The organism is Ruegeria jejuensis, assembly GCF_041537905.1.
Lineage (GTDB): Bacteria > Pseudomonadota > Alphaproteobacteria > Rhodobacterales > Rhodobacteraceae > Ruegeria_C.
In genome coordinates this window covers 16,902-31,826 of sequence record NZ_JBGRUO010000007.1, presented here as the reverse complement: position 1 = coordinate 31,826, position 14,925 = coordinate 16,902, and the positions used below count along the sequence as shown (strand labels likewise).

The 14,925-nt window shown below is 58.7% G+C and carries 15 protein-coding genes and 1 riboswitch; of the genes, 3 read left to right on the top strand and 12 right to left on the bottom strand.

Annotated elements, in window-relative coordinates; genetic code table 11:
• The first annotated feature begins 55 nt into the window (after nt 1-55).
• Complete coding sequence (locus AB1E34_RS10070) at nt 56-1,075, top strand: LacI family DNA-binding transcriptional regulator (RefSeq protein WP_372572211.1); 1,020 nt, start codon at nt 56-58, stop codon at nt 1,073-1,075.
• Between the two features lie 383 nt (nt 1,076-1,458).
• On the opposite strand, the gene AB1E34_RS10065 is transcribed toward AB1E34_RS10070, so the two are convergent.
• The 9 genes from AB1E34_RS10065 to AB1E34_RS10025 all read right to left on the bottom strand — a co-directional run bounded on the left by AB1E34_RS10065 (nt 1,459) and on the right by AB1E34_RS10025 (nt 10,291).
• Nucleotides 1,459-1,899, bottom strand: coding sequence for a hypothetical protein (locus AB1E34_RS10065; protein ID WP_372572210.1), 441 nt, complete (start codon nt 1,897-1,899; stop codon nt 1,459-1,461).
• Nucleotides 1,889-3,142, bottom strand: a complete 1,254-nt coding sequence (locus AB1E34_RS10060; RefSeq protein WP_372572209.1) for an agmatinase family protein — start codon at nt 3,140-3,142, stop codon at nt 1,889-1,891. Before AB1E34_RS10060 ends, AB1E34_RS10065 begins: the two co-directional genes overlap by 11 nt.
• A 97-nt stretch (nt 3,143-3,239) precedes the next feature.
• The gene (locus AB1E34_RS10055) at nt 3,240-4,007 is read right to left on the bottom strand and encodes an ABC transporter ATP-binding protein (protein ID WP_372572208.1); all 768 of its coding nucleotides are present in this window, start codon (nt 4,005-4,007) and stop codon (nt 3,240-3,242) included.
• Entirely contained in the window at nt 4,004-4,816 is an 813-nt protein-coding gene (locus AB1E34_RS10050) for an ABC transporter permease (protein WP_372572207.1), read from the bottom strand. Before AB1E34_RS10050 ends, AB1E34_RS10055 begins: the two co-directional genes overlap by 4 nt.
• A gap of 65 nt (nt 4,817-4,881) precedes the next feature.
• Complete coding sequence (locus tag AB1E34_RS10045) at nt 4,882-5,949, bottom strand: putative urea ABC transporter substrate-binding protein (protein WP_372572206.1); 1,068 nt, start codon at nt 5,947-5,949, stop codon at nt 4,882-4,884.
• A gap of 95 nt (nt 5,950-6,044) precedes the next feature.
• A riboswitch (guanidine-I (ykkC/yxkD leader) is annotated at nt 6,045-6,155 on the bottom strand.
• Nucleotides 6,156-6,454: 299 nt separating this feature from the next.
• Nucleotides 6,455-7,465: a zinc-binding alcohol dehydrogenase family protein gene (locus AB1E34_RS10040; protein WP_372572205.1), complete on the bottom strand. Its 1,011-nt coding sequence runs from the start codon at nt 7,463-7,465 to the stop codon at nt 6,455-6,457.
• Nucleotides 7,462-8,247 (bottom strand): ATP-binding cassette domain-containing protein, encoded by a 786-nt coding sequence (locus tag AB1E34_RS10035; RefSeq protein ID WP_372572204.1) that lies wholly within the window; start codon nt 8,245-8,247, stop codon nt 7,462-7,464. Before AB1E34_RS10035 ends, AB1E34_RS10040 begins: the two co-directional genes overlap by 4 nt.
• Before the next feature lie 62 nt (nt 8,248-8,309).
• Complete coding sequence (locus AB1E34_RS10030; RefSeq protein ID WP_372572203.1) at nt 8,310-9,248, bottom strand: ABC transporter substrate-binding protein; 939 nt, start codon at nt 9,246-9,248, stop codon at nt 8,310-8,312.
• A gap of 23 nt (nt 9,249-9,271) precedes the next feature.
• A complete protein-coding gene (locus tag AB1E34_RS10025; RefSeq protein ID WP_372572202.1) occupies nt 9,272-10,291 on the bottom strand; it encodes an ABC transporter permease in 1,020 nt (339 codons plus the stop codon).
• 188 nt (nt 10,292-10,479) lie between these two features.
• Here AB1E34_RS10025 and AB1E34_RS10020 point away from each other — a divergent pair, with 188 nt between their 5' ends.
• Nucleotides 10,480-11,343 carry a GntR family transcriptional regulator gene (locus AB1E34_RS10020; protein WP_372572201.1) on the top strand — a complete coding sequence of 288 codons (864 nt, stop codon included), beginning with the start codon at nt 10,480-10,482 and terminating at the stop codon, nt 11,341-11,343.
• Here AB1E34_RS10020 and AB1E34_RS10015 read toward each other — a convergent pair.
• The 3 genes from AB1E34_RS10015 to AB1E34_RS10005 form a co-directional block, all read right to left on the bottom strand.
• Complete coding sequence (locus AB1E34_RS10015) at nt 11,340-11,501, bottom strand: aldo/keto reductase (RefSeq protein WP_372572200.1); 162 nt, start codon at nt 11,499-11,501, stop codon at nt 11,340-11,342. The two genes, AB1E34_RS10020 and AB1E34_RS10015, sit on opposite strands and share 4 nt — an antisense overlap.
• 35 nt (nt 11,502-11,536) lie before the next feature.
• Nucleotides 11,537-12,184, bottom strand: a complete 648-nt coding sequence (locus AB1E34_RS10010) for an aldo/keto reductase (protein WP_372572199.1) — start codon at nt 12,182-12,184, stop codon at nt 11,537-11,539.
• Nucleotides 12,185-12,314: 130 nt separating this feature from the next.
• Nucleotides 12,315-13,430 (bottom strand): mannitol dehydrogenase family protein, encoded by a 1,116-nt coding sequence (locus tag AB1E34_RS10005; RefSeq protein ID WP_372572198.1) that lies wholly within the window; start codon nt 13,428-13,430, stop codon nt 12,315-12,317.
• A gap of 322 nt (nt 13,431-13,752) precedes the next feature.
• Between AB1E34_RS10005 and AB1E34_RS10000 the strand changes: the two genes are divergently transcribed.
• A complete protein-coding gene (locus AB1E34_RS10000; RefSeq protein WP_372572197.1) occupies nt 13,753-14,844 on the top strand; it encodes an IS630 family transposase in 1,092 nt (363 codons plus the stop codon).
• Nucleotides 14,845-14,925 lie beyond the last annotated feature (81 nt).

Below are 14,925 nucleotides of genomic sequence, written 5' to 3'. Positions count from 1 at the left end.
TACATGTGTCAAGATTTTCTTGATTGTGCAAAAATAGTGGAAAAGCGCACGCCACATGGCAGGCACCCAGGATAAGAAACGCGCGAATCTGCGCGATGTGGCAAAAGCGGCTGAGGTGTCGGTTGCGACCGTCTCGCGGGTGCTGAACGCGCCGGATGCGGTCAGCCCGAAGACGCGGGAACGGGTCGAAGCGGCAATCCGCACGTTACGCTTTGTACCGAGCGCGGCGGCGCGGGCGATCAATTCTGGGCGCACGCGCTTTGTCGGCGCGCTGGTGCCGACGCTGGACAATGCCATCTTTGCACGCTTTCTCGCCGCGCTGGAAAAGACGCTGGGCGCGCATCAGCTGTCGCTGGTGGTGGCGACGACCGAAACCGACCCCGGAATCGAGGCCACCAAGGCAAAGGGGCTGATCGATATCGGGGCCGAGGGGCTTATTGTGACGGGCGTGTCCCACAGCGCGGAGTTTCACGCGCTGATAGAGCGGACCATGCTGCCCACCATCAGCACCTCTTACTACGATGCTGCCAGCCAGATGCCCACAATCGGCTATGACAATGCCGCCGCAGCGCAGATTGCGCTGACCCACCTGGCCGAGCTTGGCCATCGCCGAATTGCTGTTGTCCATGGTCCCGCCCGCGGCAATGATCGCACACAGGCGCGGCTGAGCGGGCTGCGCGCGCTGGACCTCGGACTGGAGCTGAGCCGTTTCGAGACCGAGATCAGCCTGCGCGGCGGGTCCGCCGTTGTTGAAGATATATTTGCAGACAATCCCCGTCCGGACGCGATCCTGTGCCTGTCGGACGTGGTGGCGCTGGGTGCGCTCTTCGGCCTTCAGGGACGAGGCATCGCGGCACCCAACGATGTGTCGCTGATGGGGATCGACGATCTGCCAAGCTCAGCAGTTGCGGTGCCCGCGCTGACCACGGTGCATCTGCCGGTCACCCGCATGGGCAAGCGCGCGGCGGAGGCGCTGGCGCGATGGGTAGCACATCAAGAGGCGCCGGGATCCGAACGGCTTCCGGCCTCGCTCGTGAAACGAGCCTCGACCGCAAAACGGATGGCGCCACGATAGACGCAGAGGTTGGGCGCGCAAACATTTGCCTAGCCTGTTTTTTACGCATGCTGGATTTGTTGTGCAAATCAGGCCAGGAACTCGTTGAATCCAGTGTTATGGCCGTCAGGCGTGAGCAGTTTGCCCCGACGAAGTGCGCAACCAAGAACTATCCGTGCAACATAGCAATTTTTGAGGACCAAAGCCGAAACTGGTGGCGCGCTGGCAGACCGACGCGCCACAGTATGGCCGTCAGCCTTATGACCTATACATCAACGCACCAATCACACCGATAGCGGCAATCGCTAAGAACAGTTCCGCCCCGTGCGAATGCACGGAGCCATCTGCGTGGGCGAAGACCGGGGTCGCGGACGCAATAACTACCAAGGTGGAAAGAGGGGTTTTCATATTTCTATCTCCTGTTTGCGTTGATGAAGAAAGTCGCGGATATCCAGGACGGATTTTTCATCCACCGAGACATAGACCAGCGACATGTTGGTGCGTTCCTGGACCATCTGACCCGGAAACGGCAGATAGCTGAGTTCGCGCGAGCCAAAAGACGGCGAAGCGGTGCCGACCTGCCAGTCGGTTTTCAGTTCGACATCGATCAGCTTCAGCGCCTTGTCGCCATCCTTGGACGGGCGCTCGAACGGGACACCGGCCAGTTTCAGATAGCTGGTCTTGTCCGAGGCTTGCAGAAAGCCGTCGATGAACTGGGTGGCCAGAACCTGCAAATCTGCAGCCTCGTCCTCATGATGCATGTGGCTGTGCAGATGGTCGCCATGCGCGTGGTTGTGGCCATGCCCGTGATGGGCATGGTCATGCGGGTGGTGATCATGTGGCATTGGACCACCTCCGCCCTTCAAACTCGCCGTGAGGTATCGAGACCGGCTTGTCGATCAATTTCTTGTGCGCCCCCATATTGCCGTTGGACACCAGCGCACCCAGTACGTCCACGATCACACGGGTGCCCATCAGGGCGGTGATGTCCGAGGTGTCGTAGGGCGGAGAGACCTCAACCAATTCCATGCCGCAGATGCCCTCGGCGGCGATGCCCGAGGCCAACGCCAGCGCTTCGCGTGGCAGGAACCCGCCCGGCTCGGGCCAGCCGGTGCCCGGCACGAACCCGCAGTCGATCGAGTCGATATCGAAGGACATATAGACCATGTCGACCCCGTCCCAGGCCATCTCCAAAGCCATTTCGATGGTCTTGTCGACGCCCATCTTCTCCATATCGCCCATGGTGATGATGTTGGTTTCGCGCTCGCGCGCCACTTTCACGGCCTCGCGCGGGACCTGCCAGCCACCGATGCCGATCTGCACAAGGTTCTTGGCCGGAACATTTGGCAGGTTGGTCGAATGGAACCACGGGGTGGTATGCATCCGCTCATCCAGGTCTTTTTCCTGAATGTCGGCGTGGCGGTCGAAATGCACGATGCCGATTTTCTTGGACGTACACTCGGCAATCCCGCGCACGCAGGGGAAACCGATCGAATGGTCGCCGCCGATCATGATCGGCAGAGAGCCCGAGCTGAACACATGGCTGACTGCTCGGCTGATCTGATCAAAGCTCTTTTCGATATTGGCCGGGATGGTAAAGACGTCCCCTGCATCGCAGAGCGTCATCTGTTCCCGAAGATCGACACCAATTTCATAATTGTACGGCGTGTAGAGGGCCGAGATTTTGCGCACACCCTGCGGGCCGAACCGTGTGCCGGGGCGATAGGTGGTGCCGCCATCGAAGGGAATGCCCAGAACGGTGGCATCATAGTCGGCTACTTCCAGAACATCCTCGGCATAAGGCGCTTTGAGGAAGGTGTTGATCCCGGCGAAATGTGGCAGTTCTCCGCGCGCGAAGGTCGGGATGGATTTGTCATCGATGCTGTCGGCACCGGTCAGGCCCATGCGCAACGCCCAGCGGCGTTCTTCATCCCAACGGCCTTCGGGCAGGTCCGCCTCTTTCTGCATGGCTTTCCAGCCAGCAAGTTTGGTCAGGTCAGGATGGTGCTGGCGCTTTTCGCGCCGTTCCAGAGTTTGGCGCAGGTCGGTCGGGTGATGTGACCTTGTCCGCTTTGGATCCGAATACACGGTATGTCTCCCAAATCATTATCCCGCATGTGGCGGAACGCTTCCGAGCTTTGGTGAACGCAGCATGCGGAGCCCGGCGGCGCATACTGCGGGTGGGTCATCCCGCCGCAAGGGACGGGTATTGATCCAGAATGTCCTGAAACGGGACGCCGTCATTGCTGGCGTCAAAGTCATACGTGACGGTGGCCCCGAACAGGCCGGGGTCCTGGGGATCCCATCGGGGCTTGTCGAAGACCAGAACCCGGTCACCCAGTTTGAAACCCTCTTGCAGGTCATGGGTGACCATGAAAACGGTCATGTTGGTCTCGGCCCGCAGTTCCATCAGGAAATCATGCATTTGCACCCGCGTGCCGGGGTCCAAAGCGCCAAAGGGTTCATCCAGCAACAGGATGCGAGGTTTGGCGGTCATGGCTTGGCCGATGGCCAGACGCTGTTGCATCCCGCCGGACAGGGCAGCCGGGTACTGGTCGGCCACATGGTTCAGGCCGATGCGTTCCAGCATTCTGTCTGCGCGGTCCGCCGCCTCTTTGCGCGCTGCACCGCGCAGACGACCAAGGGGATTTGCAAAGCTCTCCCCGGCGATCAGATTGTTGCGCACCGTCAGGTGAGGAAACACGGAATAGCGCTGAAAAACCACGCCCCGTTCGCGGTTGGGTTCAACCGCCGTTTCGCCGCCATCGATGCTGATCTCGCCCCTGAAGGGGCGTTCTTCGGCCAGCAACATCCGCAGAAAGGTCGATTTCCCGCATCCCGATGCCCCGACGATCGAGATGAACTCGCCCTCGTCAACCGACACATTGACCCGTTCCAGGATCGAGCGGTCCCCATAGCGTTGCCATACATTTCTGACACTGACGAAGCTCATAGCCCGGCCTCCATCCAAGGAAAGGCGCGGCGGGACAGGGTTTTAAGCAACCAGTCGATGACAAAGGCCAGCAGCGTGATCCAGATCACGTAGGTCAGGATCACATCCATCGCCAGATAGCGGCGCACCAGAAAGATGCGATAGCCCAGCCCGACATTTGAGGCCACCGCTTCGGCCGCGATCAGGAACAGCCAGGCCGACCCCAGCGACAGGCGAACGTTTGAGATCAGGCGGGGCAGGATTTGCGGCAGTGCCACGCGCAGGGCGATCACGGCGCTTGAGGCCCCCAGCGTCTGCGCCTTGACGATCTGCTCTTTCGGGATTTCCATTACCCGCTGCGCCAGATCACGGGTCATGAACGGTGTGATCCCGATGATAATCAGCACGACCTTTGAAAGCTCGCCCAGTCCAAACATGATGAACAGGATCGGCAACAGGGCCAGAGGTGGCACCATCGACAGAACCGCAATGAAACTGGACAGCGCCGACCGGGCATAGGGCAACAGGCCGATGGCAAGGCCCAGCAGCAGCGACAGCAGCGCCGATATGCCCACACCACCCAGAAGTCGGGCCAGACTGGCGAAGGTGTCGTTCCACAGCAGGATTTCCTTGGACCGTTTATCAGGTTCCGTGAACAGCCGCTGCGCGGTTTCCAGAATGGTGCCGGGTGCGGGCAGCAACTTGTCCTGCGGGTTCGCCTCGAGCCTCAGATCAGACGCGACCGAATAGGCTACAAGAAGCGCAACAAAGGGCAAGGCGGCCAGAATAACCGAACCCGGACGACCAGGAATGTGGTTGATCAGTCGCATGTCGACGAAGTCCTCGGTACGGGGAAAGTCGCCGCGGGGTGCGATCACACACCCCGCGCACGAGATCAGAGCGCGCCGTCGGCGGCCATCTGCATGTAGGTCGTGTCAAAGCGGAACTTGACGTTGTTTTCGTCCCCCGTAACCGTTCCATCCGGGTAAGCGACGCCCACGAAATCCGCGCTGGGGGCGCCTTCGCCCAGAATGCCCTTGTCGAACAGAAACTCTGCGACATTGGTCATTGTCTCGGGTAAGTCGCCAGCGCTGGCCTGTTCAACTGCCTTGGTCGGATCAAAGAACATTTCGGTCGCGGCCAGTTGCGCTTTGTAGCCTTCAAGGTCGGTGCCCGAGGCTTCGGCCATCGCGGTCAGCACCTCTTCGTCACCCGCAGCCATCAGAGCCATGACCTCGTACCACGCGCCGGTCACCGCTTTGCCAAAGGCGGGATTGTCGGCCAGCGTTTCGGTGTTGACCACCATCAGGTCAAGAATTTCACCCGGAATCTTGGAGCTGTCGAACAGGTTCACCGCCTCCGGGTTCGAACCCAGAATTTCCGACACAAGCGGGTTCCATGTCACCACCGCCTCGACATCCGGGGTAGCAAAAGCCGCAATCATGTCGGCGTCCGACGTGTTGATGACCGAGCCCAGATCAGCCTCTTCCAGTCCGACCGTGTCCAGCCCGCGCGCCAGCAGGTAGTGCGAGACCGACAGCTCCACCAAATTGACCGGCTTGCCCTTCAGATCTTCAAGGCTTTTGGCGCCTTTCATGATCACAGCATCATTGCCGTTGGAGTAGTCGCCGATGATCAGGGCCGTGGTATCCACGCCACCACCTGACGGGATGGACAGCGTGTCCATATTGGTCGCGGACACCCCGTCAAAAGCACCGGCAGTGTATTGGTTGATGGATTCGACATAGTCGTTGAACTGAACAATTTCGACATCAATGCCGTATTTGTCGGCCCATTTGTCCATAATGCCGCTGTCTTCCAGATAGCCCCAGGGCATCCACCCCACATAGATCGACCAGGCCAGTTTAAACTCGGTTTTCTCTTGCGCGGCGAGCGGTGCGGCGGCAGCGGTCAAAACACCCAGCGAAATGGCGATCGCCGACATTATCTTTTTCAGGTTCATGTCATTCCCCGTTGTCACGTCCCGCCGAAGTCATGGTCGGTTTCAGGTCCGCTGGCGGAACAATGAGATCGGGCGCGGTTGAAACCAGCGCAGTAACCTCCCGGGATTTTGCCCCGCCGTGTGCCTGGTCGGAATTTGCCGTCCAGGTGGCGCTTCTCGGACCAGACTTGTCGAGGAAAGACAACGGAACCCTAAGCACCCTGCGGGGAAATCACACGCCAAGCCGCGCGAGATCGGCAAGATTGCGGGCGGTATTGGGCAAGCCACAAGCAGCGAATTGACTAAAAATTCGTCGATTTTTGCGGAGATGCCTTGTTTCCTTGCTGCGGGAGGCTCTGATTGGATGCAAATTTCGTTTGCCCAAGGCGTCCGAGGGAGTTTGGCGACTCGGCTTGGGATGGTGCATGGCGGCAATGGACGGTATAGCATCAAGATCGTGAGAGCCCCTGCACGGCAATCGCGATCTTGTCGTTGGCATGCAGACGCTGCGTTCCTGCGACCACGGTTATTCCCCCAAAGTCACGATGACCTTGATCAGCCCTCCACGATCAGCGGCGAGGGTCTTCATTTGGCGTGGGAGGTCACTCAGCGACATCTTGACCGAACACAGCGCATCAGTGTCGATGTCGCCCGCGCGAATGGCCGACATGACCAAGTCGAAATCCGCCTGCAGAGCATTGCGGCTACCCATCAGGGTCATTTCGCGCTTGTGAAACTCCGGATCGCTAAAGGTTACGGTTTCTTTGACCACACTGACCAGCACGTAAGTGCCGCCAAAAGCCACGGCGGCAAAGCCCGCCTCGATGGCGCCGCGATGGCCGGTTGCGTCGAATACAACGTCGTATCCATCCCCACCGGCCATCGCGGCCTCCACCGAGGCATGGGACTGTGCGAATCCGAACAAATCTTGCGCTGATGTCAGACGCTCTTCACTCAGGTCCAACAAAGACACGCCTGCCCCCTTGAGACGAGCAAACAACGCCGTGCCGATTCCGATGGGACCAACTCCTGTGACCAGAACACGATCCCCCGGACCGACGCCGGAACGTCCCACAGCATGTGCGCCGATTGCCAGAAATTCTACCATTGCGGCCTGTTCGGGGCTCAGCCCCTCGGCACGGATCAGGTTGCCAACGGGCACAGCAATTTGTGGTGTCATCCCGCCATCACGATGCACGCCGAGCACTTCGATATTGGCGCAGCAATTCGGCTTGCCTCGTTTGCAGGAATGGCAGGTACCGCAGGATAGATAGGGGTTGACGACCACCAGATCACCGGCTGTAAACCCGCCCGTGTCGGACGCCAGGCGGCCACTAAGTTCATGCCCGATCACGCGCGGGTATTCGAGGAACGGGTGTTTGCCCTCGAATATGTGATAATCGGTGCCGCACAGCCCCACCGAGCAAACATCTATCAGCGCCCAGCCGTCAGGAACTGCGGTTTGGCGCACGCGGTCTTCGATGATGAACGTCCCCGGTTCTACAACAACACCGTGCGGCTGCATGGGCGCATTCATGACGTTCCCCCACGAGGTTTCCAGCCGTCGGGCAAAGTGCCCTTGATGATGAGGCTGAGGATGTCGTCCTTATCTACTTCCTCGATGCGGAACGCACCGACATTACGGCCTTTGTTCATGACCATGACACGGTCGCACAGTTCAAACACATCATGCATGTCATGGCTGATCAGAAAGATGCCGATACCGTCGTTCTTCAGTCGCATAATCAGATCCGCAACCATAGCCGTCTCCGACGGGCCAAGGGCGGCAGTGGGTTCATCCATGATCAGGATCTTGGCCTGAAAATAGATCGCGCGGGCGATCGCGATGACCTGACGTTGGCCGCCAGACAGGCGGGCCACCGGATCACGCAGGTTTTTGAAATTCGGGTTCAGCTGGCGCAGGGCGACGGTTGCCTCGGACAGCATGCGCCGTTCATCGAGATTGCCAAAGCGGGTCTTGAGTTCCCGCCCCATAAAGAGGTTGGCCGGTGCGTCCAAATGGTTGGCAAGCGCCAGCGTCTGATAGATCGTCTCGATGCCGAATTCGCGGGCGTCTTGCGGAGATTTCATCTCAACGGGCTGCCCATTGACGCGGATTTCGCCTGCATTGGCGCGCATGGCCCCGGACAGGATGCGCATGAGGCAGGACTTACCGGCTCCATTGTGGCCCAGAACGCCAACAACCTCGCCTGGATAGAGGTCGGTTGATACACCCTCCACGGCGTGGATGCCGCCAAAGGTTTTGACGATGTTGCCCATCTGGACCAGTGGCTGTCTGGTCTGTGCAGAGTCGAGCATGGGGATCCCTCTGGCAGAAAAGGTTGGGCCAGCGCGCAACATGCGCCAGCCCCAGGGACGTATCAGTAGAGAACGTTCCGCGCTTCGTTGGAGTCGATGTTGTCCTTTGTCACCATGACAACACCGGTGTCGATGAAGCTTTCGACGCTGTCACCAGCGATGACTGCGGCGACGGCATCGACGCCAAGCTCACCCATCTGGAACGAGCCTTGCACGGCGGTTGCCAGAAGCGTGCCGCTTTTTACCATGTCCTGCAGGTCGGCATTGCCGTCAAAGCCAATCGCGGTGATCTCACCTGCCTTACCGGCCTGTTCCAACGCGCGGCCCATGCCGATGGCGGTGGGCTCGTTGGCGCCAAAGATGCCGACAAGTTCGTTAGCTGCCAGAACGTCAGTGGTCTGATTCAACGCAGTGGCCATTTGCGATTGAGAGTAAAGAGGGCCGATAATTTCCAGATCGGAATTCGCGCCGATATAGTCGACAAAGCAACCCACGCGACCGATTTCAGAGCCGACGCCCGCGACATAAGACATGACAGCGACATTGCCGGAAGTGCCAGCGTTTTCGATCATCATCTTTGCGGCCAGTTCACCGGCAGCGCAGTTGTCCGTGGACAGGAATGCCTGATAGTATTGCTCGTTTCCTTCGGCGAGACCGCTGTCAATGATGGCGACGGGGATGCCAGCCTCAAATGCGCGCTTGACGACCGGGGCCAGTGCCTCGGGATCGGACGGCGCCAGGACGATACCGGCGACACTGCGGTTGATGGCATTCTCGACGAGGGCCACCTGATCGTTCACGGCGGACTCGGACGCCGGACCGTTGAACGTCATCGTGTGCTCGGGGTGTTCCGCGATTGCTGCAGCCGCGCCTTTGTTGACGTTCTGCCAGAAATTGGAGTTTGTCGTCTTCACGATGACGGCGATCTCTCCGGCTGCAGCGACAGATCCAGTCGCGGCCAGAACGCTCGCTGCAAGTGCGGTTGCAAGTAGTTTCTTCATGGTTTCCTCCCAGATTGAAGACGTCAGTTCTTGTTGCGAATTTGGTCGATATAGACCGCTGCGATCACCACGATCCCGATGATGATCATCTGAATGAAGGCCGAGGTTCCGGCCATGTTCAGCCCGTTACGCAGCACGCCAATGATGAACGCACCAATCATGCTGCCAGAAATACTGCCCACGCCGCCCATCAGAGATGCGCCGCCAATGACAGAGGCTGCGATGGCGTCGAGTTCATACATCACGCCTTCGTTCGGCTGGACGGTGACAAGGCGCGACATCAGCACCATGCCCGCAAGTCCCGCCAGTGCGCCGGAAGCGGTGTAAGCCCAGATCTTGGTCCGGTCGACATTCACGCCGGAGAGGCGCGCGGCCTCTTCGTTGGAGCCGACGGAAAAGATGTGCCGTCCGATCTGACGCTTTTGCAGCAGGTACCAACCCAGCACCGCCATCACAAAAAGAAGGATTGCCGGGTAAGGGACACCGGGAAAGATGACTTTCGGAAAACCGTTGGCCTGCATCTCGACAATACGAAACAATGCGCCATTGCCCAGCACACCAAAGGCATCCCCTAGTCGGCTGATCGGGGCCGCGCCTGTCAGTTGCAACGCGATCCCCCGGGCAATCAGCATCATGCCAAGGGTTGCGACGAAGGGCGTGATGCGCATCTTCGCGATCACCATGCCATTGACGAAACCGCAGGCCGCCCCAGTCAGAACACCAAGCCCCATGGCGGGCACAACCGGAAGGCCCATTTTGATCGTCAGGCCGGCAACCACCCCTGCAAGCGCCAGGATCGAACCCACGCTCAGATCAATGCCACCGGTGATAATAACCATCGTCAGGCCAATCGCCAGCAATCCGATCACTGAGGTCTGCAGTAAAATCGTCAGGCCGTTGTTCACGCTCAGGAACGCGGGAGAGGTAAAGGAGAAGGCGATGACTAGCACCACAAGCGTGGCAATCGCCGACAGCTTATGCAGCGACGACCCCTCAGGCAGAAAGCGTCGCTGACGCCTCTTTTCTGGTGCATTGCCTGCCACCTATGTTCCTCCCACGGACTCCATATCGGTCTTTTATTATTTAATACAATCGCAGTAGCGTTCTTGCGGTCAAGTGTTTTTAATTAATCTAGACATGCCGTAAAAACCCGATAAACCGGAAAGCACTTAGTGAGGAAGGACGCGCTTTGGCCCGCACAAATGTCAGATTTGTTCAATCCTTCAACAGGATGCTGCGCACCTGTAAAGATATGGAAATTGGCCATTCCCTTCCATCCGAGAATGCGATTGCGCGGGACCTCCAAGTCAGCCGAACGGTGGTGCGCGGGGTACTGGATCGCCTGTCGCAATCGGGGGTTATCCTCCTGAATGGGCGTGAGAAAACCATTCAGAGGGCGGTCAAGACATCCGACTATATGGAGGAGCCATCGACCCTTCTGAGCATAGATGAGTTGGAGAACCGCTTCTTTGACTGGGTGCTGCGCATGGATGTGCCGCCGGGCACGGTCTTAAACGTCGCCCAGATCGCCAAGGATTTTCATGTTGCAACCCACACCTTGCAGGAGTTCCTGTCATCGCTCAGCCGATACGGTATCGTCAAACGGCGCGCGCGCGGGGGGTGGCTGTTGGAAGGTTTCACCGAGAATTTTGCGCTTGAACTATCCGAGTTCCGCAGCGTGCTTGAATTGAACGCCGTCCGCCATCTGATACATTTACCTGCGGATCACGCGGTCTGGGGCAAGCTAGCCGCGCTGGAACAGGACCATATGCGGCTATTGTCACGGATCGAGACCGATTATCACGACTTCTCAAAGCTGGACGAGACATTTCATTTCACCGTGAACAGCGTGGTGGATAACCGGTTCGTGCGGGAATTCCAAAAGATCATCTCGTTGATTTTCCACTATCATTTTCAATGGAACAAAGAGGATGAACGCACCCGCAACGAGGCGGCGATTCATGAACATCTGGACTATATCGAGGCGCTGCGCAGCAGGGATGTGATGCGCGCCGAAAAGGCTGCGAAACGGCATTTGGCAACGTCGGCCCAGACGCTGGTCAGATCACTCAAGGCGCACGATCATCTGGCCTAGGTCGAAACGAAGGCCAGGGCGTCGTCTGACAAGTCAAGGCTAGCCGCGTCCAGATTGCGCTGGAGCGAGTTGACCTTGCCGATGCCGATCAGGACCGAACATGCTGCCGGATGGCGCAGGGCGAATTGGACGGCGGCTTCAGCGAGAGTCAGGCCCACCGCCCCGGCCCGCGCTTGCAAGTCCCGAGCCCGTGTCAGGATGCAATCCGGTGCCGGTTCATAGTTGAACCAAGCGCCGGGTTCAGGCCCGTGGCAAGGATACCGGAATTGAAGATACCTCCCAGGACAAGGCTTGTGCCCTGTTCGGCGCAGGCCTGCAACAGGCCGTCTCCGGCATCGCGGTCCATAAGGGTCAGGCGCCCAGCCAGAAGAATGACGTCCAACTTCTCACGCGCCATGACATCCAGACAGATTTGCGTTTCATTCACGCCCAACCCGATCGCCTTGAACCGGCCCGATTGCTTGAGGTCATGGAGCGCCTGCATGCCAGAGTCCATAAGGTCGTCGAAACGGTTCCCATTTGCCTCCACCCCGTGGGTGAAGACACCGATATCATGGACGAAAAGGATTTCGATCTCAGCGGTGCCGAGGCGTTCGCAGCTGCCTTCGAAACTCTCCAAAATACCGTCGGCGGTGTAGTCATAGCGCACGGAGTTGGGCAGGGGATTGATGAACCCGTCGACCTCGTCCAGTGGCTCGCCGGGGGACAAAACGCGCCCCACTTTCGAGGACAGCACATAGTGGTCACGCGGCTTGCCCTTGAGCCAAGCACCGATCCGGGCCTCCGACCGTCCGCGCCCATAGGGGGGGGCGTATCGATATCGCGGATGCCTTGCGACCACGCGTGATTCAGGACCGCAAACGCGTCATCATCGCTGATCTCGCGCCCAATATTGCCGATGCTGGACCCGCCAAGCGAAACCGACGTAACCTGAAGATCGGTCGCCCCTACCTGTTTGGTTGCAAATGTCATCAGTTGGTATCCGTCCAGCGGGCACAGATGTCTTCAAGTATGGGCTTGGGGGAGTTATCCCCATGGTCCCGAGCAAATTTCAGAAACGCTGCGATGCGCCGGTCGACCTTCATGCGATGGTTTTGAGAGATATCGGCGATGGCATGGTCCAGAAACGGATTGGCGAACCGTTCAAGCGTCGTGGCCACATATGCCGCAAAATCCTCTGCCAAGCCCGCTGCGTTAAAACCGGGCCGGACTTCGGCCATGTAGACGGTCTGTAGGTGTTCGCGCTCCGTAGGTGTATCCATGAGGTGCCGCACCATGACTGACGTCGCACCCCTCGCAGCCAGCCAGCGATCCGCCAAAACGGTATGGCCGAGATTCAATACAAACAATTTCAGCGCTTCGATATCGGCCAGCGATTCGACGCCCTGCACTGCTGGATGGACGCAAGGCATGACCAATCTGCCTTGATCCTCGATCGCCCACAGAGCGTAGGGTTCTGCGACAGCACCAGCTGGTTCAAGTGGTTGCGACACGATCCGGTCGACCAGCGAATTGACCCAGAGGACGTCATCCTCAAGATATCTGATGAAAGCGGGCGAATCCGTTTGGGCCAGTTCCACCACCCGGGCCTTCAGGACCTCACCATTGCCCGACACCAGCTCCATCGGCATGATTTGAATCGGTGCTCCGCCCGCCTCAAAACGGGCGCGCAGTAGCAGTGTTAACTTGGCGGGGTAAGACATCGCCTGATCAAAAACATCCCCCTCATCCGCAGGCTGTGGCGAAAATCCGGCATCGCCAGTGTTGGACAGAACAATCTGGGCCTCATGCACGAAGATGCGCGATACCTCCGCCCAGTCTTCGGCCGTGGACAAACCCTTCGTGATGCTGCTGACCTCTACGTCCTTTTTCAGTTGCAGGCCGTTTTCCAGCCCTTCGATTCTGACCATGAACGGAGTGGCCAGCGCCTGGACACGCTTAGCGCGACTGGCATCCCCCGACGACTGCACGACACAGATCGGCCCTACATCCTGCCCCTCAGCCCGCGCTTCGGAGACAAACAAATCAGCATGAGCCTGCAAAAAACGGCTCGTGCCGAATTGCATGATTGGGGTCTGGGATTTCACTGCGGCCGCACCTTGCATAAGGTCTCTCTACGTAAGCTGTTTTTAATAATATTAAACCAAAATACAAGAACTTCGTCAGGTCTGCCCATGCCACACCACCTTTCATCGACGCCCATCGACATTTTTTAGCAGATCGCGCGCGGCAATGACGGTTGGTGACTTCAGACGATTATCCTTTTTGGTGAATGATCAACTGGACCATTTCAGCGTGCCTTTTTTTGTCCAGGGTCATCTAGTCTGACACCGTGTCCAGCACTTTTCTATTCACCCGGAACCATAGTTCGTATCCTTTCGCTGAAGGATATCAAGAGGTGATGCGGTGGTGGGGCGTGTGGCGGACGAGGTGGTTCTGAGCGATGAGGAGCGGACCTTTCTGGAAGCACAGGTTCTGCAGCAAAAGGCGGCGCGATCGCTTTCGGACCGGTGCCGCATGATGCTGCTCTGTGCGGAAGGGCTGCAAAGTAAGGGAGTTGGCGCCCAGTTGGGTATGCATGAGCACACGGTTGGCAAGTGGCGTCGGCGTTTCGTGAAGGATCGGATCGAGGGTCTCACCGACGAGTACCGCCCCGGTCGGCCGCGCGCAGTGTCGGACGCCCAGGTGGCCAGGGTGATCGAACGAACGTTAAACACCACCCCGAAGGACGCCACCCATTGGTCGATCCGTTCCATGGTTGCCGAGACAGGTCTGTCGCACACCACGATCCGCCGGATCTGGACCGCTTTTGGCCTGCGGCTACATCGGAGCGAAACCTTCAAACTTTCCACCGATCCGCTGTTCGTTGACAAGGTGCAGGACATCGTCGGCCTCTACATGTTGCCGCCGAACCGGGCCATCGTGTTGTGCGTGGACGAAAAATCCCAGATCCAGAAATTGGCCAGAGAGCAGCCGGTGCTGCCGATGGCGCCGGGCGTCGCCGAGCGCAGAACCCACACCTATTTCCGACACGGGACACCTTCGCTGTTTGCCGCGCTTGATATCGCAACAGGCGCAGTGATCGGGAAATGCTACAAGCGCCACCGGGCGACCGAGTTCCTGGATTTCCTCAAACGGATCGACACAGCCATGCCAGCCGGACTGGACGTGCACATCGTCATGGACAGCTATGCGACCCACAAAACGCCGAAGATCAAGGCTTGGCTCGCGCGCCGCGCGCACTGGCACGTCCACTTCACCCCAACCTCGGCGAGTTGGATCAACCAAGTGGAGCGCTGGATCGCCGAACTGATCCGAAAGCAACTGCAACGCGGCGTGCATCGCTCCACTGCGGAACTGGAGGCCGACCTCGCGGCCTTCATCGAGGCGCACAATGAAAACCCCAAACCCTTTAAATGGGTCAAGTCCGCCGACGAAATCCTCGCATCCGTCAAACGGGTCTGCCAACGAACTCAGCAGAACCTATGCCGTGAACTCTAGATTCCGGTGACTAGGTCATGTTGGCAAATGCCGGAGCCAAGGGCGGAGATTCTAGCGAATAGGACTGCACACACTGACAAG

What these genes read in the sequence shown, in the direction of transcription:
- AB1E34_RS10070 (WP_372572211.1), top strand. Translation starts at nt 56, where the DNA reads ATGGCAGGCACCCAGGATAAGAAACGCGCGAATCTGCGCGATGTGGCA.
- AB1E34_RS10065 (WP_372572210.1), bottom strand. Translation starts at nt 1,899, where the DNA reads ATGCCACATGATCACCACCCGCATGACCATGCCCATCACGGGCATGGC.
- AB1E34_RS10055 (WP_372572208.1), bottom strand. Translation starts at nt 4,007, where the DNA reads ATGAGCTTCGTCAGTGTCAGAAATGTATGGCAACGCTATGGGGACCGC.
- AB1E34_RS10050 (WP_372572207.1), bottom strand. Translation starts at nt 4,816, where the DNA reads ATGCGACTGATCAACCACATTCCTGGTCGTCCGGGTTCGGTTATTCTG.
- AB1E34_RS10045 (WP_372572206.1), bottom strand. Translation starts at nt 5,949, where the DNA reads ATGAACCTGAAAAAGATAATGTCGGCGATCGCCATTTCGCTGGGTGTT.
- AB1E34_RS10040 (WP_372572205.1), bottom strand. Translation starts at nt 7,465, where the DNA reads ATGAATGCGCCCATGCAGCCGCACGGTGTTGTTGTAGAACCGGGGACG.
- AB1E34_RS10035 (WP_372572204.1), bottom strand. Translation starts at nt 8,247, where the DNA reads ATGCTCGACTCTGCACAGACCAGACAGCCACTGGTCCAGATGGGCAAC.
- AB1E34_RS10030 (WP_372572203.1), bottom strand. Translation starts at nt 9,248, where the DNA reads ATGAAGAAACTACTTGCAACCGCACTTGCAGCGAGCGTTCTGGCCGCG.
- AB1E34_RS10020 (WP_372572201.1), top strand. Translation starts at nt 10,480, where the DNA reads ATGCTGCGCACCTGTAAAGATATGGAAATTGGCCATTCCCTTCCATCC.